Raw genomic sequence first — 25,021 nt, forward strand, 5'->3', positions numbered from 1 at the left:
CCTAACACCATGAAAACAGAAAATGTTATAATGTATCACTTTTGATATTCGTGGAATCAACTCGCTTGCAAACTACCGAAAACACTTGTTGTGAGCATAATCATGATCGCTGTATCGCCAGTGCGCTTTATCAGGCAGAAAAACTCTGCCAGAAGCAGGGCGCACGCCTGACACCACTCCGGCGTCAGGTGCTGGAACTGGTCTGGCAGAGCCACAAGCCGGTCGGTGCTTATGACATCCTGGCGATGCTCTCTCAAACACAGGAGCGCACCGCGGCACCTCCCACTGTTTACCGGGCACTGGATTTTCTTCAGTCCCAGGGGCTTGTCCATCGGATTGCCTCACTGAACGCCTATATCGGCTGTCCCCATCCCGAGCAGCCCCATGAGAGTTCGTTCCTGATCTGTGAACAGTGCCGCACCACCGTTGAACTGGATAATGCCGTGATCAACACCGCTATCGCACAGGCTGCCGATACCAGCGGTTTTCTGGTCAACCACTCCAATATCGAACTGACCGGACTGTGCCCCAACTGTCGGAAACCGGATTAATGAACAACCCGTTACTGCAGCTGAAAAACGCCAGTGTCTGTTTCCAGGGCCGTACGGTGCTGGACGCGATCGACCTGGGTCTCAACCGGGGCGAGATCGTCACCCTGATCGGCCCCAATGGCGCGGGCAAGACCACCATGGTTCGTGTCGTACTCGGTCTTCTGAAACCCGATACCGGTCAGCGAACCCTGACCCCTGGCATTACTATTGGCTACATGCCACAAAAGTTGCATGTGGAACCCTCCATGCCACTGTCAGTCCGACGGTTCCTGGCGCTGGCCGGTGCTGACAGGAAAAGCATCGGTACAGCACTGGCAAAGACCGGCGTACCCCATGTCAGCGAAAGCCCCCTGCAAACCCTCTCAGGCGGCGAAATGCAGCGGGTATTACTGGCCCGCGCCCTGTTGCGAAAACCCGACCTTCTGGTGCTGGATGAGCCGGTACAGGGCGTTGATGTGAATGGTCAGAGAGAGCTGTATCACCTGATCGGCCAGCTTCGGGATGAAACCGGCTGCGGCGTACTGATGGTCTCCCACGACCTCCATCTGGTCATGGCGGCCACCGACCGGGTGATCTGCCTGAACAGCCATGTCTGCTGCTCCGGCCACCCGCAGCAGGTCAGCCGTCACCCGGCCTACCTGAAACTCTTTGGCGGGGAATCGGAAGAACTGGCCGTCTACAGCCATCACCATGACCACCAGCACGGTTCCTGCGGCGAAATAATCCCGGAATCCTCAACGGACGCATCCACAACTACCGAACACACACGGACGCAAAAACATGCCGGATTTTCTGCTTAACGCCCTGCTGGCCGGACTGGGCGTCGCCCTGGTCGCGGGTCCACTCGGGGCGTTTGTCGTATGGCGAAGGATGGCCTATTTTGGCGATACCCTGTCCCACTCAGCCCTGTTTGGCGTTGCCCTCGGGCTGCTGCTCGATATCAACCTGAACATTGCTGTCATGGTCTGCTGTGTCGTGCTGGCCCTGTTCCTGGTCGCCTTGCAGCAAAAACGTTTCATTGCGACGGACACCCTGCTGGGTATACTGGCGCACAGTGCACTCAGCCTGGGGCTGGTTGCCGTCAGTTTCATGGACAATGTCCGTATCGACCTGATGGCTTACCTGTTTGGTGACCTGCTGGCCGTTGGCACCGAAGACCTGTTCTGGATCTACGGCGGTGGCGCGCTGGTCATGACACTGCTGCTGTGGCTCTGGAGGCCTCTGCTTGCCATCACTGTTCACGAAGAGCTGGCGGAGGTTGAGGGCATTCCCGTTCGTAAAGTGCGACTGGCTCTGATGGTACTGATTGCCCTGGTCATTGCCGTCGCCATGAAAATTGTCGGTGTTCTGCTGATTACCGCCATGTTGATTATTCCTGCAGCCACGGCCCAGCGCCTGGCACGCACGCCCGAACAGATGGCCATCGGCGCCAGTCTGTGTGGCATGCTGGCAGTTCTGGGTGGTCTGGCGCTTTCCTGGTATCAGGACACACCGGCCGGTCCCTCGGTAGTGGTCTGCAGCACCCTGCTATTCCTGCTGACGCTGGCTTTACCGCAACGTCGTTAACTGTGATCAGGATTTTCACCATGAACGATACGCTGAGAACGATTTTAGAAAACCGCTACACCACCAAGGTCTTCGACCCGGACTGGCCGGCTGACGAGCAGAAAATTCAGACGCTGATTGAAACACTGCGTTTAGCGCCTTCTTCTATCAACAGCCAGCCCTGGCACTTCTTTGTGATTTCCAATCCGGACGAACGGGCGAGACTGGCGGAATCCGCCTGGGATAACAACAAGCCCAAGTTCTGCGATGCATCGCACCTGTTTGTGTTCTGCGCGAAAACCCAGTTCGATGAAAACGATGTCCATGCCATTGAAGAACTGACAGCCGGTGTTCGTGGTATGGAAATCAACGAAGAACGGCTGAACATGCTCACCAGTTTTGTCTCCGGCAAACCCTCGGAAGAGCGCAGCCAATGGCTTAAACAGCAGGTTTATCTGGCCTTTGGCCAATTCCTGTTATCCTGCGCGATCCTTGATCTGGATGCCTGCCCGATGGAAGGTTTCAGTACCGAAATGCTGGATGAACTGATGGGGTTGAAAGCGCGCGGGCTGACCAGTGTTGTGCTGGGACTTGTGGGCAATCATGCAGAAGGGGACTTCAATCATCCCTCCCAGGCTCCTAAAGTTCGATTCCCGAAAGAACAGGTTGTGACCGAAATCCGCTAACAGTCACACTTAAAAACCACGATCGACCGTTTGCAGATTCTTCGCCAGCTGAGCGGCCACCAGAGGGGGACGGATAAAACCATGATAATCCCCCTTTGGATTGACCAGCACCACATTCGCGCTGTGCTCAACCAGATAGTCATCTTTTGATGTATCACCCACCGGGGTAAAAGCCACATTTAACTGCCGCGTCAGTTCATAGATGTTGGCCATATCTCCGGTAACACCCACAAAATCCCGATTGAAGAAGGGTACATAATTCGCCAGCTTAGCCGGATTATCCCGCTGGGGATCGACGGTCACCATCACCACTTTGAAGCGTTTGCCCAACTCTCCGTTCAGTTCCTGAAGTTCCAGACTCAGTTCATTTAATTTAGCCAGCGTCGTCGGACAGACATCCGGGCAGAACGTGAAGCCGAAATAGAGCAACGTCCAGTGGTCTTTCATGTTATCCACAGAGAAGGATTGATTCTCATGATTGACCAGTGGCGCCATGGAAAAGGTGCGGGGCGTTTCAAAGATAAAAACACCCTCATCACGCAACTTTTCCCTGTCGAGCAGCGGGGACTGCGTAAATTTGTTGAATGTCAGCCCCAGAATGACCGCTACAACCGCCAGCAGGGCAAACACTGTCATTCGGACTGATTTCGTCATGGCATCCTCACAACGGCAAATAGTGATCCACCAGCAACACTACAAACAGTAGCATCAGATAGGTGATGGAGTAGTGGAATGTCTTGATGGCGGCATGCTTGCGCGTTCCGCGATACAGAACCGTCGCCCAATACATGAAACGCAGTCCAAGGACGGTTGCACCGGTCAGGTAAATCAAACCGCTCATTCCGGTCAGGAAGGGCAGCAGGCTAACCAGGAGCATCACAATGGTGTAAAGCATAATATGCAGCTTGGTGTACTGCTCACCATGGGTGACCGGCAGCATCGGGATATCCGCCTTGGCGTATTCATCTTTGCGGTGAATGGCCAGCGCCCAGAAGTGTGGTGGTGTCCAGGCAAAGATAATCAATACCAGCAGCAGTGCATTACCATCGAAAGTTCCGGTCACTGCTGTCCAGCCCAGCAGAGGAGGGGCGGCGCCGGCAATCCCGCCAATCACGATATTCTGAGGTGTAGCACGCTTGAGTATCGAGGTATAGATCACCGCGTAACCCACCAGTGACGCGAGGGTTAACCAGGCTGTCAGCGCATTTACCATGGTGATCAGAACAGCCATACCCAGCACGCCGATAACCAACGCAAAGGTCAGCGCTGCGGCAGGCTCCACTTTACCCGTCGCTACCGGGCGTTTGTGGGTTCGCGCCATCAACAGATCAATACGGCGGTCAACGATATGGTTGATCACCGCGGCGGACGCGGCACATAACCCAATACCCACATTGCCAAACAGCAGAATATCCAGCGGCACCATGCCCGATGTTGCGAGGCACATACCAATCACCGCCGTCAGCAGCATCAGTGCGACAACTTTCGGTTTGCACAGTTCCAGGTAGTCACGCCAGCCAGCCGGTTGGGCTGCCAGCTCAAGTTTGTTTGTCGTCATAACATCCCCTTTCTTATAGTCACTTCCATGCCATTTTTGTAAGGAATATTGCCGAATTTCTCTTCCTCTCAACTAAACGACTGTGTTGCGATTCACGGCAGAGAGCCGGTAATTAAAGGCGATAATCGTCGCCAGAAGAAATGCGCCGCCCAGGTTATGGGCTACAGCAACGGGCAGCGGTAGATAAAACAGAATATTACTGATCCCCAAAGCCACCTGTACGCCAAGCGCAATAGTGACCAGCGCAGTTAAGAACGGCAGACTTTTATCATTCATGGGATTCCTGCGCAGCCATAAAAATGCCGCAGCAATCATCAGCAGCACAATCACCGTCGTTGCTACGGCGCCTATCCTGTGGACAAAATGAATCGCTGTACGGGCTGCACTGTCCATCTGCCCGCCCAGATAATTCGGACCAATCGACTGAGCGAGGTCAAAACCTTCCGCAAAATCCAGCTCCGGCAGCCAGACACCATGACAGGTGGGAAAATCCGGACAGGCCAGCGCCGCATAATTGGAGCTGGTCCACCCTCCAAGAAAGATCTGAACAATCACCACCAGTAGTGCCACACCACCCAACCGTTTCAGTGTGGTGACGGGTGGGCCTGACAAGGTTTTCGCCGAAAGAGGGCTGAGCCGCAACGTCAACAGCATTAACAGACTTAGCGTGGCAAACCCACCCAGCAAATGGGCGGTGACAACCTGCGGCCAGAGTTTCAGGGTGACCGTCCACATACCAAACAACGCCTGACAGATAATCAATCCCAGGATAAACAGGGGCAGTTTCAATGGAAGACGCTGTTCTATGGGTTGTTTCCGGACCCGCCAGGCAAACACTGCAATAGCAGCAACCAGCAGCAACAATGTGCCAGCCACATAACGGTGAATCATCTCCGCCCAGCCTTTAAAGATATCCACGGGATCATCTGGAAAGCGAGCTTGTGCGGTAGCAATTTCGTGCGCTTCGTCAGGCACGGTGAGGAAACCATAACAACCGGGCCAGTCAGGACAACCGAGTCCTGCATGCACCAGCCGTGTCCAGGCCCCCAGACCAACGACGACAACGGACAGACAGGTGGCGACAAGCGATAAGATAAACAGACGTCGCTGCTGTGGAGCTACTGTCATATGGCATTCTCCCTGGTCTCGACTGCGTATCCTTCGCAGTTACACCGATTGTTATAGTTGCTTTTAGCGTGTAACGGATGCCGGACTGCCTTTACGACATAGTTCTTCTATTCTTCAGCCAATCTTGCTGGCCTTCAACAGTTTTTCGAGATCTTTGAGTATCTGTTTGCCCGTATGGTCTGGTCCATAGTGCATCATGATGTTGCCCAGTGGATCCACCAGCAGAATCGGATTCTCACCAGTGACGGAAGCAGGCAATTGCTTTTTAACCGCTGCCAGATCTGCTTTCAGTGTTTTCAAACCCGGATGTTCACGCTTCTGCTCATCCGATAAAGCAATCCCTTCACCAATCAGGTACCGGTTCATACGGGTCACATTTCGCCCCAGAGCAATATGTACCTGTCGACTGAGATAAAGGGCATTAGCACAGGATTCAGTACAGTCGCTGCCTGCAAGAATAAGCATCCCCCATTCACCATCAAGCGACTCAACATCCAGCAAATGGCCTGTTTCATCCTGCGCTGCCATTGCACTGAGGTTCACAGGAGGCATGATTAACTCACCATTATTGACGCGCCCGCTTGGCAACCAGACACCGGCGTAATACATCCAGGTTGCCAGCACCATTAATGTAACAGGCAGCATCAGGATAAATAACGCCTGTAGCCGCCCGCGATTACCGGTTGGCTGCTGCTCGGTCGTCGAAACCATGGGCTGTTCAGTGTCCTTTGTCATGTGTGCGTCCTGCCGTTTTGAGGTAATAACCGCCAATCCCCAGCATCACCAGCGCCATCAGGAACCACTGAATGGCGTATCCCAGATGCTTGCCGGGTTGCATGTTGATCGGGTGAAAATCACGGGTGAGGCTGCCGGGCTGCTGTTCATCCAGCACCATAAACCAGGCTTCCGGCACGGCCTTGAGAGCTTCTCCCATCCGCTGGATATCCAGCGCCTGAATGACTTTGGGCCAACTGTCTGCCCAGTGATCCTCGCCCAGTAAAAACGCCTTTCCAGCAGGCTGCCAGGCAAGACCATCAAGGACATTATTGCCCTGTATACGAGGAATCATGGGAATCTGCGTTTTATCCGGACTACCTGCCAGCCAGCCGCGAATAACCAGCATCAACTGTCCGCCATGGGTCATAAACGGGGTGATCACATGATAGCCGGAACGTCCCAGGTGAATCCGGTTATCCAGCAAAAAGGTCTGATCGTCCAGGTAACGGCCTTCAGCCTGTAGACGGTAAAAACGGGGATCATCCAGCGTTCGGAGGGTGCCGGGGGAATGAAGCTCTGATTGCTGGCGCGCCGCCAGCTGCGCTTCCAGATCCAGCTTTTCCTGATAGCGGCTCAACTGCCAGAACCCCAGGCTCGTGAGCAGGGGAAACAGCAACAGCATCAGTAAGACGAGTTTCGTTTTAAAGTTCCACATCATCTGCACTGCGCGTCGGTGGCGGCATACTGCCTTCCCGCCGCAGGCCTGTTATGCTGGTCTCTGGAGTCGAGATCAGCGAGCCCGCCGACATGTGGTTAAAAGTGATTATTGTTGTTCTTCTTCTGGCTGTCATCGGCAGCCTGGCCAGTGGTTTCTACTTCCTGATCAAGGACCGGAGCGGTTCACCACGGCTGGTCTGGTCGCTGACAACCCGAGTCACCCTTTCAGCCATCATACTCGCCCTGATTGTCTATGGCCACATGAGTGGGCAACTGGAGGTATCAGCGCCGTGGCTGTATCGCTGACTCAGCTTGCATGTCTTATAGTGGTGTGTGGATAGCGATGGCAATGTCTCATGCCCATGGGTAACGGTGGGACGACCCGTTGCATTTTAGGTATAGCTCTCCTTCAATCACTTCATAGTGCTGCCATCCTGCACAAGTAACCTGAATTGACCATTAATTTGCATTTGTGCAAAACCCGTTTGGTTGCTAGTTTTCGCATGTTATTTGCATTTTAAGCATGACGATTCATGCATAGTCGCAGGCAGTTTCTCTCCAGCGGAGCGAGTGGCTTTGCTCTGGCCTCCTTACCGATTCCGCTTTTCCCTTCTGTTAATGAAGATGATGACCCTTGGCGTACGGAATTTTTAATACAAAAACAAAATAAACCGTGGCTTTCAGCCTATCAGTCAATTAACTGCGAAACGCTTGCATGCCATACAGAATGCTTTGGACAATGGCCCAGGGATTTGCGAGGCTGCCTCTATCGTAATGGCCCAGCCCGCCATGAGATTGGCAATTTCCGCTATCATCACTGGTTCGACGGAGATGGGATGATCCAGGCATACCACATAAATGACCATGGGATTACCCACAACGCAAGGATGATTGCCACGCACAAATATCAGGCGGAGATGGAAGCAGGCCGAGCCTTGCTCCCGGGGCTGTCCACTATTCCCAAAGGTTCTATTCCTCTATCGAGCCCCGATAGCATGAATACTGCTAATATCAGCCTGTTACGGCACCATGGCAAACTGCTTGCACTATGGGAGGCTGGTAGTCCGTGGGACATTGATCCAGACACCCTGAAAACAAAAGGCTGTCACGCGTTCTCACCCGAGAGTAAAGGGATACCGTTTTCTGCCCATCCACGGGTTGAGCCCGATGGCACCCTCTGGAATTTTGGCTATTTTTCCCTGGGTGAAGTGATAGTGCTATGGCATATCGATCGAAAGGGCAAGCTGGTCAAAATGGGCCAGATAACGGCTTCCCCAATCAGCATGCCCCATGATTTTGTGGTGACATCAAAACACATCGTGCTACTGATGCCACCTTTTCATTTCATGCGGGAAACGTTGTTTGAAGGTTCTTCATTTCTGGATGCCCATCAATGGCAACCAGAATTGCCAACCCGTGTATTGATTATTGATAAAGATGACTTTTCCCGCTATCGCTGGCTGGAGCTGCCCAGTCAATGGGTCTATCACTTTGGTAATGGCTGGGAAGATAGCAATGGAGTCATTTATTTCGATGGCGCACGAAGTGCAAGCCCTGTATCCATGACGCAGGTTTTCAGGAATATTATGCGGGGAGAAATAACGGCTGGCGTACCCAGTCGACATCATCAGTATCGAATTGATACCAGGCGTTGGACCATTCAAGAAATACCGATATTTGAACCGTATTTGAATACCGAATTTCCTGTTATTGATCCTCGAATCAGCTGTTCACGTAATCACCGGCTGCTGATGCTTGCATCTGTTGCTGACCATCCACCTGTCCATCATTTTTTTAATGAAGTGTTTACGCTGGATATGGCAACAGGCAGACAGTTGCGTTATCGCTATCCTGATCACCAAATCCCTGAAGAGCACCTGTTTGTTGGAAAGACGGGGAGTGTTCCGGAAATGGATGGCTGGGTATTAGGTACAGCACATGACTGGAAGAACCAGTCCACAATACTCAATGTATTTGATGCGAATACGATTGATGCAGGCCCAGTGGCCACAGCCGTTCTGCCTTATGCCATGCCATTGGGATTACATGGGAAGTTCCACTCACATTATTCTGGATAACCACACAAGGTTGTATACGATCAGTTACATGTGATTCGCTATCGTTTGGTGGGTAGATCGGACGTCATATCACGTCCGATCAAAAACGCTAGAATATGTATACGAAGATAAACAGCCCAATCCAGACCACATCCACAAAGTGCCAATACCAACACGCTGCTTCAAAACCAAAATGGTTATCCGGTGTAAAGTGGCCTTTCATGATTCTGACCAGCATCACGGTAAGCATGATGGCTCCGAGCGTAACGTGCGCACCATGAAAGCCGGTCAGCATGAAGAAGGTTGAACCATAGATACCTGAAGCCAGGGTCAGGCCCAACTCTTCATAGGCGTGAATATATTCCATGGCCTGCAACACCAAAAACGAAAAACCCAATACGAGGGTTAAACCTAGCCAAATCTTGGTCTTCTTACGCTCATCCTTTCGAAGAGCATGATGCGCAAAGGTTGCAGTGAAACTGGAGGTGATCAGCAGGATCGTGTTGATCAAGGGTAATCCTGCTGCCGGTATGATCTCAGCGGGTCCCTTGAAGGTTTCATTGTCCGGGTTACTCATCAAAGGCCATTGCGAGACAAAATCAGGCCACAACATGCTGGAAAGGCCTTTATCCCCATCGCCACCCAACCAGGGCACGCTGTAATTTCGAACGTAAAAAAGAGCGCCAAAAAAGGCGGCAAAGAACATGACCTCCGAGAAAATGAACCAGCCCATTCCCCAGCGGAAACTCCTATCCATCTGGTCACTGTAGAGTCCGGCGCGCGATTCCTGAATCACATTGCCGAACCAGCCAAACAACATATAAGCCAGTATCAGCGAACCCGCGAGGAAGACAAAATGTGCCGAAGAATCCTTCACGCCGGCGGACATGTCATTCATCATCATGCCCATGCCGACCAGCGTCAGGAACAGGCCGATTGTTGCGACGATCGGCCACTTGCTCTGGGCCGGCACATAGTAGTTACCTTCTGCTGCCATCTGTTATCCCCTTTCCTTACGTCGCTCCCGGCAGTGGCAGCGGCGTGATCGGTTAGGACTACAGCCCGGCTGTCCCTTGCAAATTGTGTGTCTGTATTACTGCAATATTAGCCTGCGAGCCTTCATGGCGTGCCCGCTGCTGCGTACATGTCTGTCACATCAAACAGCGTATATGACAGGGTTAATTTCTTGATATGCCGCGGTAATGCCGGATCAATAATGATTTTCAGCGGCATATTCTTCTCTTCAAACGCTTCCAACGGCTGTGTGGTAAAACAGAAACATTCGGTTTTGTGCAGGAAATCGGTGCCATCAAAGGGCGTTACGCTGGGAATTGCCTGACCGATCATCCGCTGACCGGTCGGGTTGCGGACGTTGAAGCTCAGCTCCGCCACCTCACCCGGATGGACGCTAACCTTCCTGATACTCGGACTGAAAGCCCAGCTCATATTGGCGTTATTGGTGCTGACAAACTGGATGGTCACTGTCCGGGACGTATCAACCCGGGCGGCTTCAGCCCGGTATTCATAGGGCGTATCGCTGGTTTTCCCGTTCAGACCGGTTACTTTGCAGAACACGTCATAGAGGGGCACCATCGCAAAACCAAAACCAAACATCGCAACGGCTGTAAGCGTTGCCTTGATAACGGTCTTTTGTGCCCCCTGTAACACCATTCCCTTAACCTCCCTGAATCCTGAACCTTATTTCACATCCGGTGGCGTACTGAACGTGTGGTAAGGCGCCGGTGAGGGTACGGTCCATTCCAGTCCGTGAGCGCCTTCCCAAGGATTAGCCGGTGCTTTCTTCCCGCTGCGTACGCATTTGAGCACGATAAACAGGAACAACAGCTGGGTGGTACCAAACAGGAAGCCACCGACACTCGCGATCATATTGAAATCAGCAAACTGGAGATTGTAGTCCGGTATCCGCCGAGGCATCCCCGCCAGTCCCAGGAAATGCATGGGGAAGAAGGTCAGGTTCATGCCGATGAAAGACATCCAAAAATGCGTTTTGCCCAGTGTTTCGTCATACATGTGGCCTGTCCATTTCGGCAGCCAGTAATACACACCGGCAAAAATGCCAAAGATAGCGCCGGGAACCAGCACGTAATGGAAATGCGCCACCACAAAGTAGGTGTCGTGATACTGGAAATCTGCTGGTGCAATGGCGAGCATCAGGCCGGAGAAGCCTCCGATGGTAAACAGCACGACAAAGGCCGTCGCAAACAGCATTGGCGTTTCAAAGGTCATGGAACCTCTGAACATGGTCGCTACCCAGTTGAACACCTTCACCCCGGTTGGGACGGCGATCAACATGGTGGCGTACATGAAGAAGAGTTCACCGGTCAGCGGCAGCCCCACGGTAAACATATGGTGCGCCCAGACAATGAATGACAGGAACGCAATACTGGCCACCGCATACACCATCGAGGTATAGCCAAACAACTGCTTACGGGCAAAGGCAGGAATAATGGCAGACACAATCCCGAACGCAGGCAGGATCATGATATAGACCTCGGGATGCCCGAAGAACCAGAACACATGCTGGAACAATACCGGGTCACCGCCACCACCGGCATTGAAGAAGCTGGTGCCAAAATGGATATCCATCAGCATCATGGTGACCACACCGGCCAGCACAGGCATAACGGCAATCAGCAGGTAGGCGGTAATCAGCCAGGTCCATACGAACAGCGGCATCTTCATCAGCGTCATGCCCGGCGCCCGCAGGTTCAGGATGGTGGCAATAACATTAATCGCCCCCATGATGGAGGAAATACCCATCATATGAACCGCAAGGATGAAGTAGGTCGTAGAAGGTGGACCATAGGTCGTCGACAGCGGCGCATAAAACGTCCAGCCAAAGTTCGGACCACCACCTTCCATAAACAGCGTGCTCGCCATCAAGGCAAACGCAAAGGGCAGAATCCAGAAGCTCCAGTTATTCATCCGGGGCAGCGCCATATCCGGCGCCCCGATCATCAGTGGAATCATCCAGTTTGCCAGCCCGACAAACGCTGGCATAACCGCACCAAAGACCATCACCAGACCATGCATGGTGGTCATCTGGTTGAAAAAGGCCGGTTCAACAATATGCATGCCCGGCTGGAACAGTTCCGCCCGGATCACCATCGCCATGGAACCGCCAAACAGGAACATGGCAAAGCTGAACCAGAGGTACATGGAGCCGATGTCTTTGTGGTTCGTGGTCAGAACCCAGCGCATAAACCCCTTGGCAGGACCATGATGATGATCCTGATGATCGTCAATCACAGCGCTCATATGCTGCCTCCTTCCGGTGCTTTACCGGCGTGTACTTCCGGCAGCTTGCCGGTCTGCTTGTAATCCAGAATCGCCTTGGGTGTGACCATTTCGCCGGTCTTGTTGCCCCAGGCATTCCGTTCATAGGTGATGACCGCGGCAAGATCCGCTTCGCTCAGCTGACCACCGAACGCCTGCATCGCCGTGCCTTTCTTGCCGTTCACGACAATGTCCACATGCTCGACCATCCGAGCCGGGTTGACGGCCATATCCGAGCCATCCAGTGCCGGGAACATCGGCGGCATGCCTTTCCCGTTCGGCTGATGACAGGCGGCGCATACCTTGGTATAGACACCTTCTCCCCGGGCCACAAGCTCCTCAAGGGTCCAGTCCTTGCTGGTCAGCTCACGGATTTTCTGGGCTTCGGCTTTCTTCTCATCCAGCCAGGTCTGATAGTCCGCTTCTGACCTTGCATCGACCACAATCGGCATAAAGCCGTGATCCTTTCCGCAGAGTTCTGCACACTGCCCGCGGTAGATGCCCGGCTCATCAATCTTGGTCCAGGCTTCGTTGATGAAGCCTGGAATCGCATCTTTCTTCACAGCCAGCGCCGGCACCCACCAGGCGTGGATAACATCCGCAGCTGTGACCAGGAAACGGATCTTCCGCCCCACCGGCACCACCATGGGTTCATCCACTTCCAGCAGGTATTCAGGATCTTTGGTTCTGAGGTTATAAATCTGCTCTTTACCGGTTTTCAGGTTACTGAAGAAACCGATATCGTCATCCAGGTATTCGTATTGCCATTTCCACTGGTAACCGGTGATTTTGATGTCCACCTCGGCGTCATCCGCGTCATACACTTCAATGAGCGTTTTTGTCGCCGGTATGGCCATGGCCACCAGAATGGCGAAGGGCACACTGGTCCAGAGAATCTCGACCAACGTGCTTTCATGAAATTCAGCTGGCTTGGCCCCGCGGGATTTGCGATGGAAGATGACCGACCAGAACATAACCGCGAAAACCAGCACACCGATGACCACACAAATCCAGAAGATGGTCATATGCAGGCTGTAGATGGAGCGACTGAGACTGGTCACCCCTTCGGTCATGTTTACAGTCCAGTCAGCCCTCGCTGTCACGGTCGACATCAGGCCAGCCAGAAGCAGGAACAGCTTATGTGTGCGCAACCTCATTCCCTTAGATTCCTCTGACTAATCGGTTCCGCCACCGACTTGTTTGCGCGCACATCGAACCCTGGTGCGCCGGACAAACAAGCTGCAGTGACTACGGCATTCTTGTTCTTATGGTGCCAGGCACTGGACGGGACACTCCTGTGACACGCGCCAGCACCGCTCAGGGCTTAGGGCTGATTCAGGCAGGGAAGGGCAAACGTATGCGCGACACAACCGTGCCACAAGGATACATTGCGTTTCAGAAAGGTAATGACGGCTGAGGCGGCCACCGACCGTTACAGCACTTCAACTATCAAGGGTTAAGACTTCGACCAGCCAGCCCGTGTTCGGTCCATACAGCACACCGGTTACCAGCGACCAGTTACTACACACTTTATTTCATCCCCTAAAGGCGAATACGGCATTACCACTACATCAAACGTCACAACGTATACAACGATGCGCCTGATCCCTCAGTCTTGAATACAGCAAATGCCACTGAGTATAGAACTGCACTTTCATTAAACAACAAGCACAAACAAAAGCAAACAGCTAATAACACTGCGTATATAATATTTTGCCTGTTTTTCAGGTCATTACGGTTTGCTACCACGCCATTCTGGCAGTCATGAAAAAAGCTGCTTTATTTGAGGTTTCTTCGATTCATCCATGAACAGGTTGCAGACATGCTGACCCCACTCTCTGGTCGTAGTGTACTGATTACCGGCGCAAGCAAAGGTATCGGCAAAGGGATTGCCAACGTGTTCGCGGAAAAAGGGTGCAAGGTACTCCTCGTTGCGCGCAGTGAAACCTTGTTGCGTGACGCGGTATCAAGCATCCAGAAAGCCGGAGGCACCGCTGACTTTTTCTGCGCTGATGTCACTGATGCTGACGCAATCCAGGCTGCGGTTGATCAGGCCGTAGATCGGTTTGGTGGTCTCGACATTCTCTGCTGCAATGCCGGCATATTCCCAAGCGCAAGATTGGGTCAGATGACTGGCAAAGACTGGGACACGGTCATGGACGTCAATGCCAAAGGCATGTTCCACGCCGTGAACAGCGCACTGCCGGCACTGAAAAAGTCGAACCAGGGGCGCATTGTTCTGACCTCATCGATCACCGGGCCTATCACCGGTTATCCCGGCTGGTCACACTATGGCGCCAGCAAAGCCGCCATGCTCGGTTTCATGCGTACCGCAGCCGTCGAGCTGGCCTCAACCGGCATTACGATAAATGCCATCCTGCCTGGCAATATTGTCACCGAAAGCATGGCCGCGCAGACAGACGATTACATGGCTACCATGACAGCCGCTATCCCGATGAAGCACTTGGGATCGGTCGACGATATTGCCTATGCCGCGCTGTTTCTTGCATCACATGAGGCTGGTTTTATCACCGGCCAGACAATTGTGGTTGATGGCGGTCAGGTACTCCCCGAATCACTGGAGGCCATGACGTGACGGGGGTTTAGCAACCAACGCACAGCGCTCCGCATGACGGATCAGGCTGAAAATCGTCCCCTTGCTACGCAACATACGCTCCACCAGCACCGTTCGCCACAGGCCATCTTCCCAATCCAGTTCCATCAACAGCAGTCACTGTTCGATGTTAAACCGGCATTGCGTTCCTGGCGTTCCGCCTGAAATGACCCGTCATCCACGTTAGATGATGCCAGGGACATCCATTCGTCACCGACAATTCTCAGGGAAATAACAGAGAGCATTCAAGCAAGTCGTTGCTGCCGAAAAATTTTAGAAAATGAAATACCGTAATTTCAATGAAAATGATCGCTGGTATTAAAACACACGCAAGCGATCAGATTGAGAGGATAACCGAAACAAGACAGATACGATCAGAAATAACCGGAAAATAAACCACATTATTTTAAATGCTTAACCAGCATCGCCTTGATATCAGTGATGTCATTGTTTAATACCGCAATATCAGACTTAATACCGGTAATATCACTGTTCAGCGTTGCAATATCCGCTTTTACGCCGGTAAACCCCTGCTCAACCCGTTTTTCGAGTGTAGAAACATTCGTTTTCATGGCATCCACATCGGCTTTGAGGATGCAGACATCACTGTTCAAGCTGGCCAGTTGTTCATCATGGCTGGCCAACGTTGCGCTCTGCCGTTCCAGTATATGCAGGATATGGCCATAATTACGCTCCAGACGCTGCATGGTTTCCCGCTGATATTCCACAGTATCATTCAACGGTTCTGCCGACGTACGTTGATAGTTTTCCACTACAGTTAACCGCCGCTCAATGTCATCAAGTCGTGAATCATAATGCATATTGGATTCCTTCACTTTCTTGATTCTTGCACAACCAGTCGACCCACACTATAGACCAAATATGGCTGATTAACCGCATAAAAATGTTGGATAAAAACAATAATCCCTCAGATTTTCTTCTGTTGTTTTCAATGATTCTTTTTTGCGGATCATTCTTTGCGACAGCCTCCGCCAGACCGGCGAAACAATCACAGCCATGGAATCCTGGCAAGCTCCCGCCAGCGCACCATTGTGCCTGAAAGGCGATGAAAGCCGTGTTCTCAACCTGCCGCTATATGCTTAAACCATCACGTGACTGATACCAGGTTGAAGGGACATATCACACTTGGCAAGACCGTCAGTGATCGGCTTCAAAAAGTCATCGCTAATCGAACCAAATGCATCCTGTTATTCTGATTTAGTGTTCATAGCATCTTGCAGATTGCGAACTTCATCTTGCAGCCTTTTTATCTCACTCTTCACTTCTTTCAGAGAAAGAGTGCCTGATTTTGCTTTTCTGGCCTTGATGCTGGCTTTCATGTCTTCGTATTTTGCCAAGTCACTCATAGCTTTTATGTGGCGGGCCTGCAACTCAGGATAAGACGCTCGTTCAATGGACTCGCTTTCGGCAAAGAAGGGGTGTTGCAATATCTCTTCAGCATACGGTCGCTCTTCAGGGTTAAAAGCCAGCATGCGTATGATTAAATCCTTGGCATGCGCTGACAGGTTCTCATGGTTTTTAATCTTATCAATAAACTGGTCATACCTGGCAGGATTGAAAATATAGTGGGGTCCCTTACGCGTAAACAGATTATCTGGACAATGACCTGTTAACAAATCATAGAGTATCAATGCTGACGACCATACATCTACAGCAGCGGTATATGGCTTATCACTCACGATTTCCGGCGCCATATACTCAGGCGTTCCATACCTGCCGGAATAGAGCGGTAACCTGGCATTCGCTTCTTGTCGTGCCTCACCGTAATCTACTATCGTGACTACCCCCCTGTGATCAACCAGCAGGTTTTCAGGCTTTATATCCCTGTGGGCAATACCTTCCCGGTGCAACAGCTTAAGCTGTTCCATAAATTGTCGTGCAATGGAACGGGCAAGGGTGTCATTTATTGGTGTAACGCTGATCTCCTCCTTATCTTTTTCATTACCATAAATCAATTCTGCCAGTTGTGTTCCCCTGTGCTCCATTATCGTCGTAAGGTATTTCAGACCATCAGCGCCAACCGTTACCCCATATCCTGTTACCCCCGGGGCAAAGGGAATACTTTGCTGTAAACCAACCTCCATATTAACGTCGTCTATATCTTCCTCTACCTGTAACAACTGGGTTTTCACAACATAATTTTTTTCCAGTTTGTCTGGCGCATGACCTGGATGTGATTGAGTCTGTCGTTTTACTGAAGAAACGTGGCCAGACGCCCCTTTATCCAGTTCTTCCCCCTTCTGGAAATCTTGGATACTGGGTGCTTTTCTCACCTTATTTTGATACTCCGGCATTACGCTGCGAGCTTTCTTTGCAGGCTTCAGGCTATGGTTCGACAACTGCCGGAGTGATCTATACGCGGCGCGGATCTTTCTCCCCAGGTTCGATTCACGGAGCATATATAACAAGCTGATTGCTTTGAATTTTTTATCTTCTCCCGACTGCATCTTTCGACCAAAGGCTTTGGTTGTCGTAGATTGGGTATCGGTTTCCTGTTGATGGGCTGGCTGGTTCTGAACGCCCGAACTTTTGTTACCAGGATCAATGATCGTCATAGTGGCTATTTTCTGCGGAAGTAATACTCAACAGGTCGGCCACAAAAGCATTTTATTTACATTGTCCGGGCAGGTTTCTTGTGATCTTCAAATAAGAAAGGACCCTAACGTCCCCGGTCATTCATACCAGGGACGGGGACAGGTAAACCTTCTGAGTAGCCTTATTGTTGATTTTTCCACCATCCAGTTTGAAATCCCTGTTGTGCTTGATGCGCGATAGCCGCCGTCAAGACCAACGGAATCCTGATTGCCAACAAGCTCCCCCGGGCTCAGCAGGCAACAACAGGAAAGGGGAAACATCCGCTTAATCCTTTTTCGAGGATGATTTCGGATTGGGATAGAACCGGATTGGCTGGGCTTCGGTAGGCTTTGGCGCTTGCTTCTGACGATTAACACGGGTTTCCAGCTCTTGAGCTTCCGGTTCATCAGTCATCACGTCACGAAAACCACAGTCTATGCATTCCCTGACCTGCTTCCCCTCCTCTTCATACATCAAAACCCGATCCATGGCGGCACAGCGCGGACAAACGGCGCCGGCGATAAAGCGTTTCACGGTACTCATACTTGCCTGACTGTCTTTTTTACTGCCATTTGTGCACTATTTTACGCCTCAAGCCCGCCTGCCCCAACTGCATTTTACTGTCTATAACTATCATCCTGACTAACCGAATGAAGACGCTGCATGACAATTCCCGCCCTGATGGATATTGAACTGCTGGTACACGGTCATTCCTGTCTGGATGTGCATATCAAGCATGACGACACTCGAACCAATGACCTGCAGTACAGGATCCAATCCATGGTGATTAATGGAGGGGGTATGGCAGCCAATGCAGCGATAGCCGCCTCCAGGCTGGGCTTACGTACCGGGTTTTCCGGCCGGTTGGGCATAGACCCTTTCAGCCAATTTCAAGTGGATGAGTTTCATGAGAATGGCGTGAATACGGAACTGGTGGTTCAACAGGATTACATCCCCAGCCTTTTTCTGGCCCTGAACCACGCCAACGGTCAATCAGAATACTCCTGGTACCAGACACCGCACACACCAATGGTTAGTGATCCGCTGACCTGCCAGCCATCGTTAATTCTGCTTGATGGGGAATCCTTCGACGTTGCTATAGCGCTGATTGAAACCGCCAGGGAACGAAACATTCCGGTCATTCTGGACGCCTGCTTTCTCTCTGACAGGCGACTGGCACTGATCCCCAAGGTCGATATAGTCATCGCGTCTCATGACTTTGTCAGAGAATATATGCAGTCTGAAGACTGGCATGCTGGCCTCAGGCAACTGACCCGGCACTGTACAAAAACCATCATCACCCTTGATAGTGGGGGATGCATCTGGCACTGGCTGGGGGAGGAGGGCAGCATGGGCTGCTGGCCCGTTGACTGTGTCGATGGACTGGGGGCCGGTGATGCTTTTCATGGCGCCTTCTGCACCGGATTATTCCGCGGCTATCCACTCCATGACAATCTGCGTTTTGCCAGCGCTGCCGGTGCGCTTTGCTGCACCCGGGAAGGCACACGGGCAGGCCTGCCCGATATGCAAACCATAAAGCGATTTATGGCAAGCTACCCCGAGCCCGGCATCACGCCTGTTTAAGACAATCATTCAATAAAAAGGCCAGCTAAATGCTGGCCTTTTCTCATGGTAATAAACTAGTGATTACTGAATGCCACTGTGTCTCAGCAGCGCATCAATCTGCGGCTCACGTCCGCGGAAAGCGACAAACAACTCCATGGGTTCACGGGAACCGCCTCTCTCGAGGATTTCATGAAGGAATTTCTCGCCCGTTGCACGATCAAAGATCCCGTTTTCCTCGAACAGGGAGAAAGCATCTGCTGACAGCACTTCCGCCCACTTGTAGCTGTAATAACCCGCGGCGTATCCACCCGCAAAAATATGGCTGAAACTGTTCTGGAAACGGTTGAATGACGGGGGAACCATAACCGCCACCTGCTTGCGTACATCATCCAGCATGCCCTGAATACTCAGTCCCGGCTGATATTCCTTGTGCATTCTGAAATCAAACAGGGCGAACTCCAGCTGACGCATCATCATCATGGCGGACTGGAAGTTCTTCGCTGCCAACAGTTTTTCCAGCATTTCATCCGGCAGGGGCTCGCCGGTTTCATAGTGGCCGGAAATCAACGCCAGACCTTCCCGTTCCCAGCACCAGTTCTCCATAAACTGGCTGGGTAGCTCTACGGCATCCCAAGCAACACCACTGATGCCAGACACCGGCGCATAGTCGATACGGGTCAGCATATGGTGCAGACCATGACCGAATTCGTGAAACAGGGTGACCACTTCATCGTGGGTCAGCAGGGCAGGCTTGTCGCCCACCGGCGGGGTGAAGTTGGTGGTGAGATACGCCACCGGCAACTGCACCTTCTCATCGTATTTCATGCGGGTACGGCAGACATCCATCCAGGCGCCGCCACGCTTGTGTTCCCGGGCATAAGGGTCGAGATAAAACCGGCCGATGACGTCATCGTCACGAATCACATCGTAGAAACGGACATCCCGGTGCCAGGTATCCACACCCTGCACTTCCCGGAAGGTCAGGCCATAGAGCTTGCCGGTAACAGAAAACATGCCATCAATGGCTTTTTCCGCCGGGAACCAGGGGCGCAACGCTTCCTGGCTAATGGCGTAGCGATGTTGGCGCAGCTTTTCCGCATAGTAGGCGACGTCCCACGCCTGCAAGTCCTCAAAACCGTCCACCTCTTTTGCAAAGGCCTTCAGTTCCGCCAGTTCTTTCTCTGCCTGAGGTTTGCTGCGTGCAGCCAGATCTTCCAGGAACTCAATCACCTTATCGGGTGATTCCGCCATCTTGGTGGCCAGTGAATACTCGGCGTAGTTGTTGAAATCCAGTAATTGAGCCAATTCATGGCGCAGCGCCACGATTTCATCCATGAGGGCGGAGTTATCGAACTCCCCACCGTTGGGCCCCTGATCAGACGCACGGGTGGAAAAGGCGGTATAGACTTCCTGCCGTAATCCTCGGTTATCACTGTATGTCATCACCGGCAGATAGCTTGGGAATTCCAGGTTCAGCAACCAGCCTTCCTTGCCTTTCGCTTCCGCCAGCTGGCGGGCGTTGGCCTTGGCGCTGTCGGGCAGGCCGGCCAGTTCAGATTCATCGCTGATCAGTTTGGACCAGGCCATGGTGGCATCCAGCACATTATCTGAATACTTGCTGGTTACTTCTGAGAGACGCTTTTTCAGTTCGCCATAGCGCTGCTTTTTATCGTCGGGCAGGGCGACACCTGCGAGTTTAAAGTCGCGAAGCGCGTTAGTGATGACTTTCTGCTGGGCGGTATCCAGTGTGTGGAATGCATCACTGTCAGCCAGTTGCTGATACGCGTTATAAAGCGCCGTGTTCTGACCCAGCCAGGTCGTGAGTTCAGACAGTTTGGGCAGCTGCGCGTTGTAGGCATCCCGCAGCGCCTCACTGTTCACCACGGAGTTCATATGAGATACCGGTGACCAGGCCTGAGACAAGCGGTCATCAAGCGCATCCAGTGGCTGTTGCAGTGACACCCAGTCGAATGTCTTACCCTCTACCAGAAGGGACTCCACCCCCGTCCGATAATCACTCAGCAGCTGATCAACGGCCGGACCGACCTGCTCAGCATCAATCCGGGAGAAAGGTGGTAATTCGTGTTCTTCCAGCAGCGGGTTCATCATGTCGCGACTCTCATGTAGATGGGCATATGCCTAAGAAAACAATGGAGCCGGAGAGCAGGCTTTTCAAGCGTCTGCCGACTGAAATGGCCGTTTAAGGTAATTTGTCAGTATCGGTTGCAGCCATACTCCTGCCAGCATGGCGCTGACGAACATCACGACCTGAAGGTTTCCTCCAGCCAGCAGCGTTATGGCCGGTCCCGGGCACAATCCAACCATCCCCCATCCGACGCCAAACATTACAGCGCCAACGACCAGCGGCTTGTCCACCTGTTTCAGGGAAGGCAACGTAAAGGAGGCCGCCACCTTTGGAGCAGGCTGCTTGAGAATCCATCGGGTAGCGGGAATATTCACCAGTAGCGCGCCCCCCATAACCAGTGTCAGGGTTGGATCCCAGTGACCGGTGATATCCAGGAAACCGAGCACTTTCTCCGGATTCAGCATGCCGGATATCGCCAGTCCTGCACCAAACAGAAGGCCTGACAGTATCGCAATCACTATCTGTTTCATGGTTCCACCTCACACCAGATGTCGAACAACAAAAACCGTCAACATCGCCGTTGCCATGAACACCATGACGGCAACCAGAGAACGGACAGAGAATCTGGCCAACCCACAGACACCATGCCCACTGGTACAGCCACTGCCTAACCGGGTTCCAAACCCCACCAGTAGCCCGGCACTTGTCAACAGGAGAGGACTCGCGTCGGGTGCTGGAACCGGTTTATCCAACAAACCCAGTGCAGTCATACCACCCGCTCCCATCGCAAGGAGAAAGGCAACACGCCACAACGAATCATGACGGCGAATACCTCCGAGAATGCCAGATATTCCTGCCACCCGGCCATTGCCCCACAACAGCAATGCAGCAGAAAGACCTATCAGCATTCCGCCGAGCAGCCCTGAAAACGGTGTGAATGACGCCATGATTATTTCCCCCCTGAAGCGCAATAAATCCCATGCAATGTTTCGAGTATTTTTCCGGCTTCCTGACTGGCAATGCGGTAGTAGATAGTTTGTGACTCCCGCCTTGTGGCAACCAACCCATCCTTGCGCAAAACAGCCAGGTGCTGGGACAGGGCAGACTGACTGAGATCCACCTGGGCATTGATCTCTGAAACAGTCATTTCACCTTCCACCAGCAGGCACAGGATCATCAGACGGTTCTCATTGGCCAGCGCCTTGAGCAGTGCAGAGGCATTCTGCGCATTACGGCGCATGACCTGTATAGGCATTTCCATGGAATGATTCATATTTGTGCAAGGTGTGAGATGCGGGAGGCCAGCATGCAGAAACTACCGTATGAGTAAAAACAAAGAGCTTTAGTGAAAAACATAACAACTATAATTATTCGAAAACGCTAAATTAGCAAATTCTAATATAAAGATTATGATTCAGTTTTTCAATATGAAATGGGCCTCGGGCATGTTATTTCTGTTGCATAATACATCCACCACAACTGTGATCTCAGCCCACCAACAACTGTTGTGATCCACCCTGAACCCGTCACATTCAAAGCTCAGAAACAATCTGTCTGTTTCAACATAAAATCTATAGACATCATGATAGCGAGAGCAAACTCATTTTATTCTTTTGATTGAGTTACCAAAAGAAATTTCATATATAAAGGTTTAGCTGTTACATGATAAAATAGATTGGCTGATTCAATATTTAGTGACTATATTTCAGTGCTATTAAAAATGAAACTATATCCTGAAGACAAGTTATGTTTCATTTTTATTAGTACATCTTAATATGCATACTGAATGGTTCATCCTATGCGCTTTAATTTAAAGAACAGAATCCCCCCCAGTTAAAGATGACCAGCACCTTACGACTTTTTTATTCACTCCTTTTAATTATTGAAAGCGACACCTCATAACAGGGTTCAGCAGGAGGTATGAAATGCGCCGTTTAAGTATGGGGGTGCCATTATTTGGCCTTTTCTTATCACTCAATTCTATGGGGAATGATATCACTATTACACCCTCATCATTAGCTGGTATTATTTCGGACGACACGTCTTATATAAAACACCTTATAAAAGACAAGTTTTCATTTTCTTCGCTTTCCTACCGGGATTTCGATAAACAATTTAATAACCTGAGCACCTACCAGCTTCCTGACGATACCGTTAACTACCGGATTGAGTTACAAAAGATCATTGCCTCTTATCACGATGCACATTCCGGTGTAGACGATATGTTTAATTTAAAAACAGAAACACCTGAAAGCCACTTTTTTGAACAGAGCATCGGCATACTACAAATTATTCCAGCAAGTCATCCTAAATTCGTTTTCATGTCGTATTGTGAACTCAAATCAAACGACGAAGAATCGTTTATTGAGCAAACCCTGTATGATGCTGAACATCCCTACCTGATCGCTATTGATAACCTCCCGATTGCATACTGGCTGTATAAGCTCGAACCTTACGTTTCATCCACCAACAAAGGCCGAGTTTACCAGGTATCTTCACACTGGCTTGAGCATATTAACCAGGCTCGCCAAATACTTGGCAAACCCCTGTCTGACAAAGCACGACTGACGCTTGCCTCGGAAGAGGGTGAAACAACTGAGCACTTTATCACCCTGAAGCATGGCATGTATGCGTGCCCTAAAGATCATGGCTACAAAGCACAATTTTTTGATATTGAGCCTGAGACCAAAAGGGTTACTGCACTGGAAGACAGCGATATTGCCTACGTTCCACTGCCTGAAATGTATAACGCTACCAACAAAGATAAAGCCTCCAAGCTGTTTATGTTGATACAACAGATGGCTTCTGCTTCCGGAAAAAAAGGAATGATTCTTGATCTTCGTGATAACAATAGAGGCAGTCGTACCGCTTTGATTGCATTGTATCCTTTCCTTGTTTACCAGGATTCACTTCCCAGGGTCGTTAATGTCATGAGTTATCGACTACCTGAAAGCGATACAACCCTATGGGGTCATCCTGATAACACACTATTAACCAGACAGTTTGCATTCAGGAGTGATAGTGACTTTTGGTCTGAACCAGAACGCCAGGCCATTGAAGCCTTCGATACAGCGGGCTTTCAGGGTGATATCAGCAGTATTTCAGCCATGCCGCCAGCCAATTGGTTTAACGGAAAAGATTTTAGCCGCTGGCATTATATGGTCATGTCGCCACGCCAGCAGTTTTTCCGGAGCATGATCCAGGAATACCCTGTTCAAACACCTGAAGATGCCAGAATAATCGATAACCTGTTAGAGCTGGTTAACCATTGGGATGATCTTCTGCCCTCATACAGGCGGCCTGAAATGATTGTGGTGCTCACCAACCAAAACACCTTTGGCGCTGCCGAAAATGTTCTCAGTGCCCTTAAGGGGATGGATGGAATTACCATCATGGGAACCAGAAGTGGAGGGGGGAACACGCCAACACAATCCTATGATTTACCCTGCGGAACCCATATAAAACTCGGAACAACACTGTCATTCACACCACAAGGCAAACTCTACGACAATCAGGGTATTGAGCCGGACAGGGTGATTATGCCCGTAGTCAATGACTTCCTTTTCCGTCAGTACCTGAATACGAACAGACCTCAGGCTGTTCATGCAGAAGATTCCCTACTCCAGCACGCCATAGGCTTCATTAAAACCAATGACGTTACCATACGTACACTCCATGCAGGTCCTATTTATGGTGATGATGATGCCCAGGAAAAATGCACCGTCTTATGTGAAACCAGTGATGGAAGCTGGGTTAATCTATGGTGGACAACACGTCCTGGTGAAATGTCTGTTTGTCAGTGCCGTTTTCCAGCAGAAACACCAGAAGAGAACACTGAGAATGAGGAACAAAATACTGCTTCAAAAGGCTGGTTTTAGCCCTAACCTTCTAATGTCAGATATCG

26 protein-coding genes are annotated in these 25,021 nt (G+C 51.3%); 9 read left to right on the forward strand and 17 right to left on the reverse strand.

Annotated elements, in window-relative coordinates:
- Nucleotides 1-65: 65 nt before the first annotated feature.
- From AC27K1_RS04445 to AC27K1_RS04460, 4 genes are read left to right on the forward strand one after another with little or no spacing between them, the layout of a single operon-like run.
- Nucleotides 66-551 carry a transcriptional repressor gene (locus tag AC27K1_RS04445; RefSeq protein ID WP_487148618.1) on the forward strand — a complete coding sequence of 162 codons (486 nt, stop codon included), beginning with the start codon at nt 66-68 and terminating at the stop codon, nt 549-551.
- Entirely contained in the window at nt 551-1,351 is an 801-nt protein-coding gene (gene znuC / locus AC27K1_RS04450) for a zinc ABC transporter ATP-binding protein ZnuC (RefSeq protein ID WP_487148620.1), read from the forward strand. The genes AC27K1_RS04445 and znuC overlap by 1 nt, the downstream gene beginning before the upstream one ends.
- On the forward strand, nt 1,332-2,117 hold the full coding sequence (znuB, locus tag AC27K1_RS04455; RefSeq protein ID WP_487148622.1) for a zinc ABC transporter permease subunit ZnuB: 786 nt from the start codon (nt 1,332-1,334) through the stop codon (nt 2,115-2,117). The genes znuC and znuB overlap by 20 nt, the downstream gene beginning before the upstream one ends.
- 20 nt (nt 2,118-2,137) lie before the next feature.
- Nucleotides 2,138-2,782, forward strand: a complete 645-nt coding sequence (locus AC27K1_RS04460) for a nitroreductase family protein (RefSeq protein WP_487148623.1) — start codon at nt 2,138-2,140, stop codon at nt 2,780-2,782.
- A gap of 9 nt (nt 2,783-2,791) precedes the next feature.
- On the opposite strand, the gene AC27K1_RS04465 is transcribed toward AC27K1_RS04460, so the two are convergent.
- The 5 genes from AC27K1_RS04465 to AC27K1_RS04485 all read right to left on the reverse strand — a co-directional run bounded on the left by AC27K1_RS04465 (nt 2,792) and on the right by AC27K1_RS04485 (nt 6,903).
- Nucleotides 2,792-3,436, reverse strand: a complete 645-nt coding sequence (locus AC27K1_RS04465) for an SCO family protein (RefSeq protein ID WP_487148625.1) — start codon at nt 3,434-3,436, stop codon at nt 2,792-2,794.
- A gap of 7 nt (nt 3,437-3,443) precedes the next feature.
- A complete protein-coding gene (cyoE, locus tag AC27K1_RS04470) occupies nt 3,444-4,340 on the reverse strand; it encodes a heme o synthase (protein WP_487148627.1) in 897 nt (298 codons plus the stop codon).
- 72 nt (nt 4,341-4,412) lie between these two features.
- Nucleotides 4,413-5,468, reverse strand: coding sequence for a COX15/CtaA family protein (locus AC27K1_RS04475; protein WP_487148628.1), 1,056 nt, complete (start codon nt 5,466-5,468; stop codon nt 4,413-4,415).
- A gap of 114 nt (nt 5,469-5,582) precedes the next feature.
- Nucleotides 5,583-6,203: a hypothetical protein gene (locus AC27K1_RS04480; RefSeq protein WP_487148630.1), complete on the reverse strand. Its 621-nt coding sequence runs from the start codon at nt 6,201-6,203 to the stop codon at nt 5,583-5,585.
- On the reverse strand, nt 6,187-6,903 hold the full coding sequence (locus AC27K1_RS04485) for an SURF1 family protein (RefSeq protein WP_487148631.1): 717 nt from the start codon (nt 6,901-6,903) through the stop codon (nt 6,187-6,189). Before AC27K1_RS04485 ends, AC27K1_RS04480 begins: the two co-directional genes overlap by 17 nt.
- Before the next feature lie 50 nt (nt 6,904-6,953).
- Between AC27K1_RS04485 and AC27K1_RS04490 the strand changes: the two genes are divergently transcribed.
- Together AC27K1_RS04490 and AC27K1_RS04495 are read left to right on the forward strand one after the other, a co-directional pair.
- Complete coding sequence (locus AC27K1_RS04490; protein WP_246506670.1) at nt 6,954-7,208, forward strand: twin transmembrane helix small protein; 255 nt, start codon at nt 6,954-6,956, stop codon at nt 7,206-7,208.
- Nucleotides 7,209-7,435: 227 nt separating this feature from the next.
- Nucleotides 7,436-8,980, forward strand: a complete 1,545-nt coding sequence (locus AC27K1_RS04495) for a carotenoid oxygenase family protein (protein ID WP_487148633.1) — start codon at nt 7,436-7,438, stop codon at nt 8,978-8,980.
- Between the two features lie 88 nt (nt 8,981-9,068).
- On the opposite strand, the gene AC27K1_RS04500 is transcribed toward AC27K1_RS04495, so the two are convergent.
- The 4 genes from AC27K1_RS04500 to coxB form a co-directional block, all read right to left on the reverse strand.
- Entirely contained in the window at nt 9,069-9,956 is an 888-nt protein-coding gene (locus tag AC27K1_RS04500) for a cytochrome c oxidase subunit 3 (RefSeq protein ID WP_487148635.1), read from the reverse strand.
- A gap of 122 nt (nt 9,957-10,078) precedes the next feature.
- On the reverse strand, nt 10,079-10,630 hold the full coding sequence (locus tag AC27K1_RS04505) for a cytochrome c oxidase assembly protein (RefSeq protein WP_395180498.1): 552 nt from the start codon (nt 10,628-10,630) through the stop codon (nt 10,079-10,081).
- A gap of 27 nt (nt 10,631-10,657) precedes the next feature.
- Nucleotides 10,658-12,238, reverse strand: coding sequence for a cytochrome c oxidase subunit I (ctaD, locus tag AC27K1_RS04510; RefSeq protein WP_487148637.1), 1,581 nt, complete (start codon nt 12,236-12,238; stop codon nt 10,658-10,660).
- Nucleotides 12,235-13,413 carry a cytochrome c oxidase subunit II gene (coxB, locus tag AC27K1_RS04515; protein WP_487148639.1) on the reverse strand — a complete coding sequence of 393 codons (1,179 nt, stop codon included), beginning with the start codon at nt 13,411-13,413 and terminating at the stop codon, nt 12,235-12,237. Before coxB ends, ctaD begins: the two co-directional genes overlap by 4 nt.
- 665 nt (nt 13,414-14,078) lie before the next feature.
- Here coxB and fabG point away from each other — a divergent pair.
- Nucleotides 14,079-14,852, forward strand: coding sequence for a 3-oxoacyl-ACP reductase FabG (gene fabG, locus AC27K1_RS04520; RefSeq protein ID WP_487148641.1), 774 nt, complete (start codon nt 14,079-14,081; stop codon nt 14,850-14,852).
- Here fabG and AC27K1_RS04525 read toward each other — a convergent pair.
- The 4 genes from AC27K1_RS04525 to AC27K1_RS04540 all read right to left on the reverse strand — a co-directional run bounded on the left by AC27K1_RS04525 (nt 14,832) and on the right by AC27K1_RS04540 (nt 18,008).
- Nucleotides 14,832-14,978, reverse strand: a complete 147-nt coding sequence (locus AC27K1_RS04525) for a hypothetical protein (RefSeq protein WP_487148642.1) — start codon at nt 14,976-14,978, stop codon at nt 14,832-14,834. The two genes, fabG and AC27K1_RS04525, sit on opposite strands and share 21 nt — an antisense overlap.
- Before the next feature lie 293 nt (nt 14,979-15,271).
- A complete protein-coding gene (locus AC27K1_RS04530; RefSeq protein ID WP_487148643.1) occupies nt 15,272-15,691 on the reverse strand; it encodes a hypothetical protein in 420 nt (139 codons plus the stop codon).
- Nucleotides 15,692-16,078: 387 nt separating this feature from the next.
- The gene (locus AC27K1_RS04535; RefSeq protein WP_487148644.1) at nt 16,079-17,446 is read right to left on the reverse strand and encodes a serine/threonine-protein kinase; all 1,368 of its coding nucleotides are present in this window, start codon (nt 17,444-17,446) and stop codon (nt 16,079-16,081) included.
- A gap of 304 nt (nt 17,447-17,750) precedes the next feature.
- Entirely contained in the window at nt 17,751-18,008 is a 258-nt protein-coding gene (locus tag AC27K1_RS04540) for a YheV family putative zinc ribbon protein (protein ID WP_487148646.1), read from the reverse strand.
- A 120-nt stretch (nt 18,009-18,128) separates the two neighbouring features.
- Here AC27K1_RS04540 and AC27K1_RS04545 point away from each other — a divergent pair, with 120 nt between their 5' ends.
- The gene (locus tag AC27K1_RS04545; protein WP_487148647.1) at nt 18,129-19,049 is read left to right on the forward strand and encodes a carbohydrate kinase family protein; all 921 of its coding nucleotides are present in this window, start codon (nt 18,129-18,131) and stop codon (nt 19,047-19,049) included.
- A gap of 63 nt (nt 19,050-19,112) precedes the next feature.
- On the opposite strand, the gene prlC is transcribed toward AC27K1_RS04545, so the two are convergent.
- From prlC to AC27K1_RS04565, 4 genes are all read right to left on the reverse strand, one after another.
- Nucleotides 19,113-21,140: an oligopeptidase A gene (prlC, locus tag AC27K1_RS04550; protein WP_487148649.1), complete on the reverse strand. Its 2,028-nt coding sequence runs from the start codon at nt 21,138-21,140 to the stop codon at nt 19,113-19,115.
- Nucleotides 21,141-21,203: 63 nt separating this feature from the next.
- Entirely contained in the window at nt 21,204-21,647 is a 444-nt protein-coding gene (locus AC27K1_RS04555; RefSeq protein WP_487148651.1) for a DUF6691 family protein, read from the reverse strand.
- Nucleotides 21,648-21,656: 9 nt separating this feature from the next.
- Complete coding sequence (locus AC27K1_RS04560; protein WP_487148653.1) at nt 21,657-22,064, reverse strand: YeeE/YedE family protein; 408 nt, start codon at nt 22,062-22,064, stop codon at nt 21,657-21,659.
- A gap of 2 nt (nt 22,065-22,066) precedes the next feature.
- Nucleotides 22,067-22,378 carry an ArsR/SmtB family transcription factor gene (locus tag AC27K1_RS04565; protein ID WP_487148654.1) on the reverse strand — a complete coding sequence of 104 codons (312 nt, stop codon included), beginning with the start codon at nt 22,376-22,378 and terminating at the stop codon, nt 22,067-22,069.
- Between the two features lie 664 nt (nt 22,379-23,042).
- On the opposite strand from AC27K1_RS04565, the gene AC27K1_RS04570 reads away from it, so the two are divergent.
- The gene (locus AC27K1_RS04570) at nt 23,043-24,995 is read left to right on the forward strand and encodes a S41 family peptidase (RefSeq protein ID WP_487148656.1); all 1,953 of its coding nucleotides are present in this window, start codon (nt 23,043-23,045) and stop codon (nt 24,993-24,995) included.
- Nucleotides 24,996-25,021 lie beyond the last annotated feature (26 nt).

This window comes from Kistimonas ophiarachnellae (genome assembly GCF_057552235.1).

Excerpts from the sequence above, each read along its gene's own strand:
- znuC (WP_487148620.1), top strand. The coding sequence starts at position 551 with ATGAACAACCCGTTACTGCAGCTGAAAAACGCCAGTGTCTGTTTCCAG.
- znuB (WP_487148622.1), top strand. The coding sequence starts at position 1,332 with ATGCCGGATTTTCTGCTTAACGCCCTGCTGGCCGGACTGGGCGTCGCC.
- AC27K1_RS04460 (WP_487148623.1), top strand. The coding sequence starts at position 2,138 with ATGAACGATACGCTGAGAACGATTTTAGAAAACCGCTACACCACCAAG.
- AC27K1_RS04465 (WP_487148625.1), bottom strand. The coding sequence starts at position 3,436 with ATGACGAAATCAGTCCGAATGACAGTGTTTGCCCTGCTGGCGGTTGTA.
- cyoE (WP_487148627.1), bottom strand. The coding sequence starts at position 4,340 with ATGACGACAAACAAACTTGAGCTGGCAGCCCAACCGGCTGGCTGGCGT.
- AC27K1_RS04475 (WP_487148628.1), bottom strand. The coding sequence starts at position 5,468 with ATGACAGTAGCTCCACAGCAGCGACGTCTGTTTATCTTATCGCTTGTC.
- AC27K1_RS04480 (WP_487148630.1), bottom strand. The coding sequence starts at position 6,203 with ATGACAAAGGACACTGAACAGCCCATGGTTTCGACGACCGAGCAGCAG.
- AC27K1_RS04485 (WP_487148631.1), bottom strand. The coding sequence starts at position 6,903 with ATGATGTGGAACTTTAAAACGAAACTCGTCTTACTGATGCTGTTGCTG.
- AC27K1_RS04490 (WP_246506670.1), top strand. The coding sequence starts at position 6,954 with ATGCTGGTCTCTGGAGTCGAGATCAGCGAGCCCGCCGACATGTGGTTA.
- AC27K1_RS04495 (WP_487148633.1), top strand. The coding sequence starts at position 7,436 with ATGCATAGTCGCAGGCAGTTTCTCTCCAGCGGAGCGAGTGGCTTTGCT.
- AC27K1_RS04500 (WP_487148635.1), bottom strand. The coding sequence starts at position 9,956 with ATGGCAGCAGAAGGTAACTACTATGTGCCGGCCCAGAGCAAGTGGCCG.
- AC27K1_RS04505 (WP_395180498.1), bottom strand. The coding sequence starts at position 10,630 with ATGGTGTTACAGGGGGCACAAAAGACCGTTATCAAGGCAACGCTTACA.
- ctaD (WP_487148637.1), bottom strand. The coding sequence starts at position 12,238 with ATGAGCGCTGTGATTGACGATCATCAGGATCATCATCATGGTCCTGCC.
- coxB (WP_487148639.1), bottom strand. The coding sequence starts at position 13,413 with ATGAGGTTGCGCACACATAAGCTGTTCCTGCTTCTGGCTGGCCTGATG.
- fabG (WP_487148641.1), top strand. The coding sequence starts at position 14,079 with ATGCTGACCCCACTCTCTGGTCGTAGTGTACTGATTACCGGCGCAAGC.
- AC27K1_RS04525 (WP_487148642.1), bottom strand. The coding sequence starts at position 14,978 with ATGGAACTGGATTGGGAAGATGGCCTGTGGCGAACGGTGCTGGTGGAG.
- AC27K1_RS04530 (WP_487148643.1), bottom strand. The coding sequence starts at position 15,691 with ATGCATTATGATTCACGACTTGATGACATTGAGCGGCGGTTAACTGTA.
- AC27K1_RS04535 (WP_487148644.1), bottom strand. The coding sequence starts at position 17,446 with ATGACGATCATTGATCCTGGTAACAAAAGTTCGGGCGTTCAGAACCAG.
- AC27K1_RS04540 (WP_487148646.1), bottom strand. The coding sequence starts at position 18,008 with ATGAGTACCGTGAAACGCTTTATCGCCGGCGCCGTTTGTCCGCGCTGT.
- AC27K1_RS04545 (WP_487148647.1), top strand. The coding sequence starts at position 18,129 with ATGACAATTCCCGCCCTGATGGATATTGAACTGCTGGTACACGGTCAT.
- prlC (WP_487148649.1), bottom strand. The coding sequence starts at position 21,140 with ATGATGAACCCGCTGCTGGAAGAACACGAATTACCACCTTTCTCCCGG.
- AC27K1_RS04555 (WP_487148651.1), bottom strand. The coding sequence starts at position 21,647 with ATGAAACAGATAGTGATTGCGATACTGTCAGGCCTTCTGTTTGGTGCA.
- AC27K1_RS04560 (WP_487148653.1), bottom strand. The coding sequence starts at position 22,064 with ATGGCGTCATTCACACCGTTTTCAGGGCTGCTCGGCGGAATGCTGATA.
- AC27K1_RS04565 (WP_487148654.1), bottom strand. The coding sequence starts at position 22,378 with ATGGAAATGCCTATACAGGTCATGCGCCGTAATGCGCAGAATGCCTCT.
- AC27K1_RS04570 (WP_487148656.1), top strand. The coding sequence starts at position 23,043 with ATGCGCCGTTTAAGTATGGGGGTGCCATTATTTGGCCTTTTCTTATCA.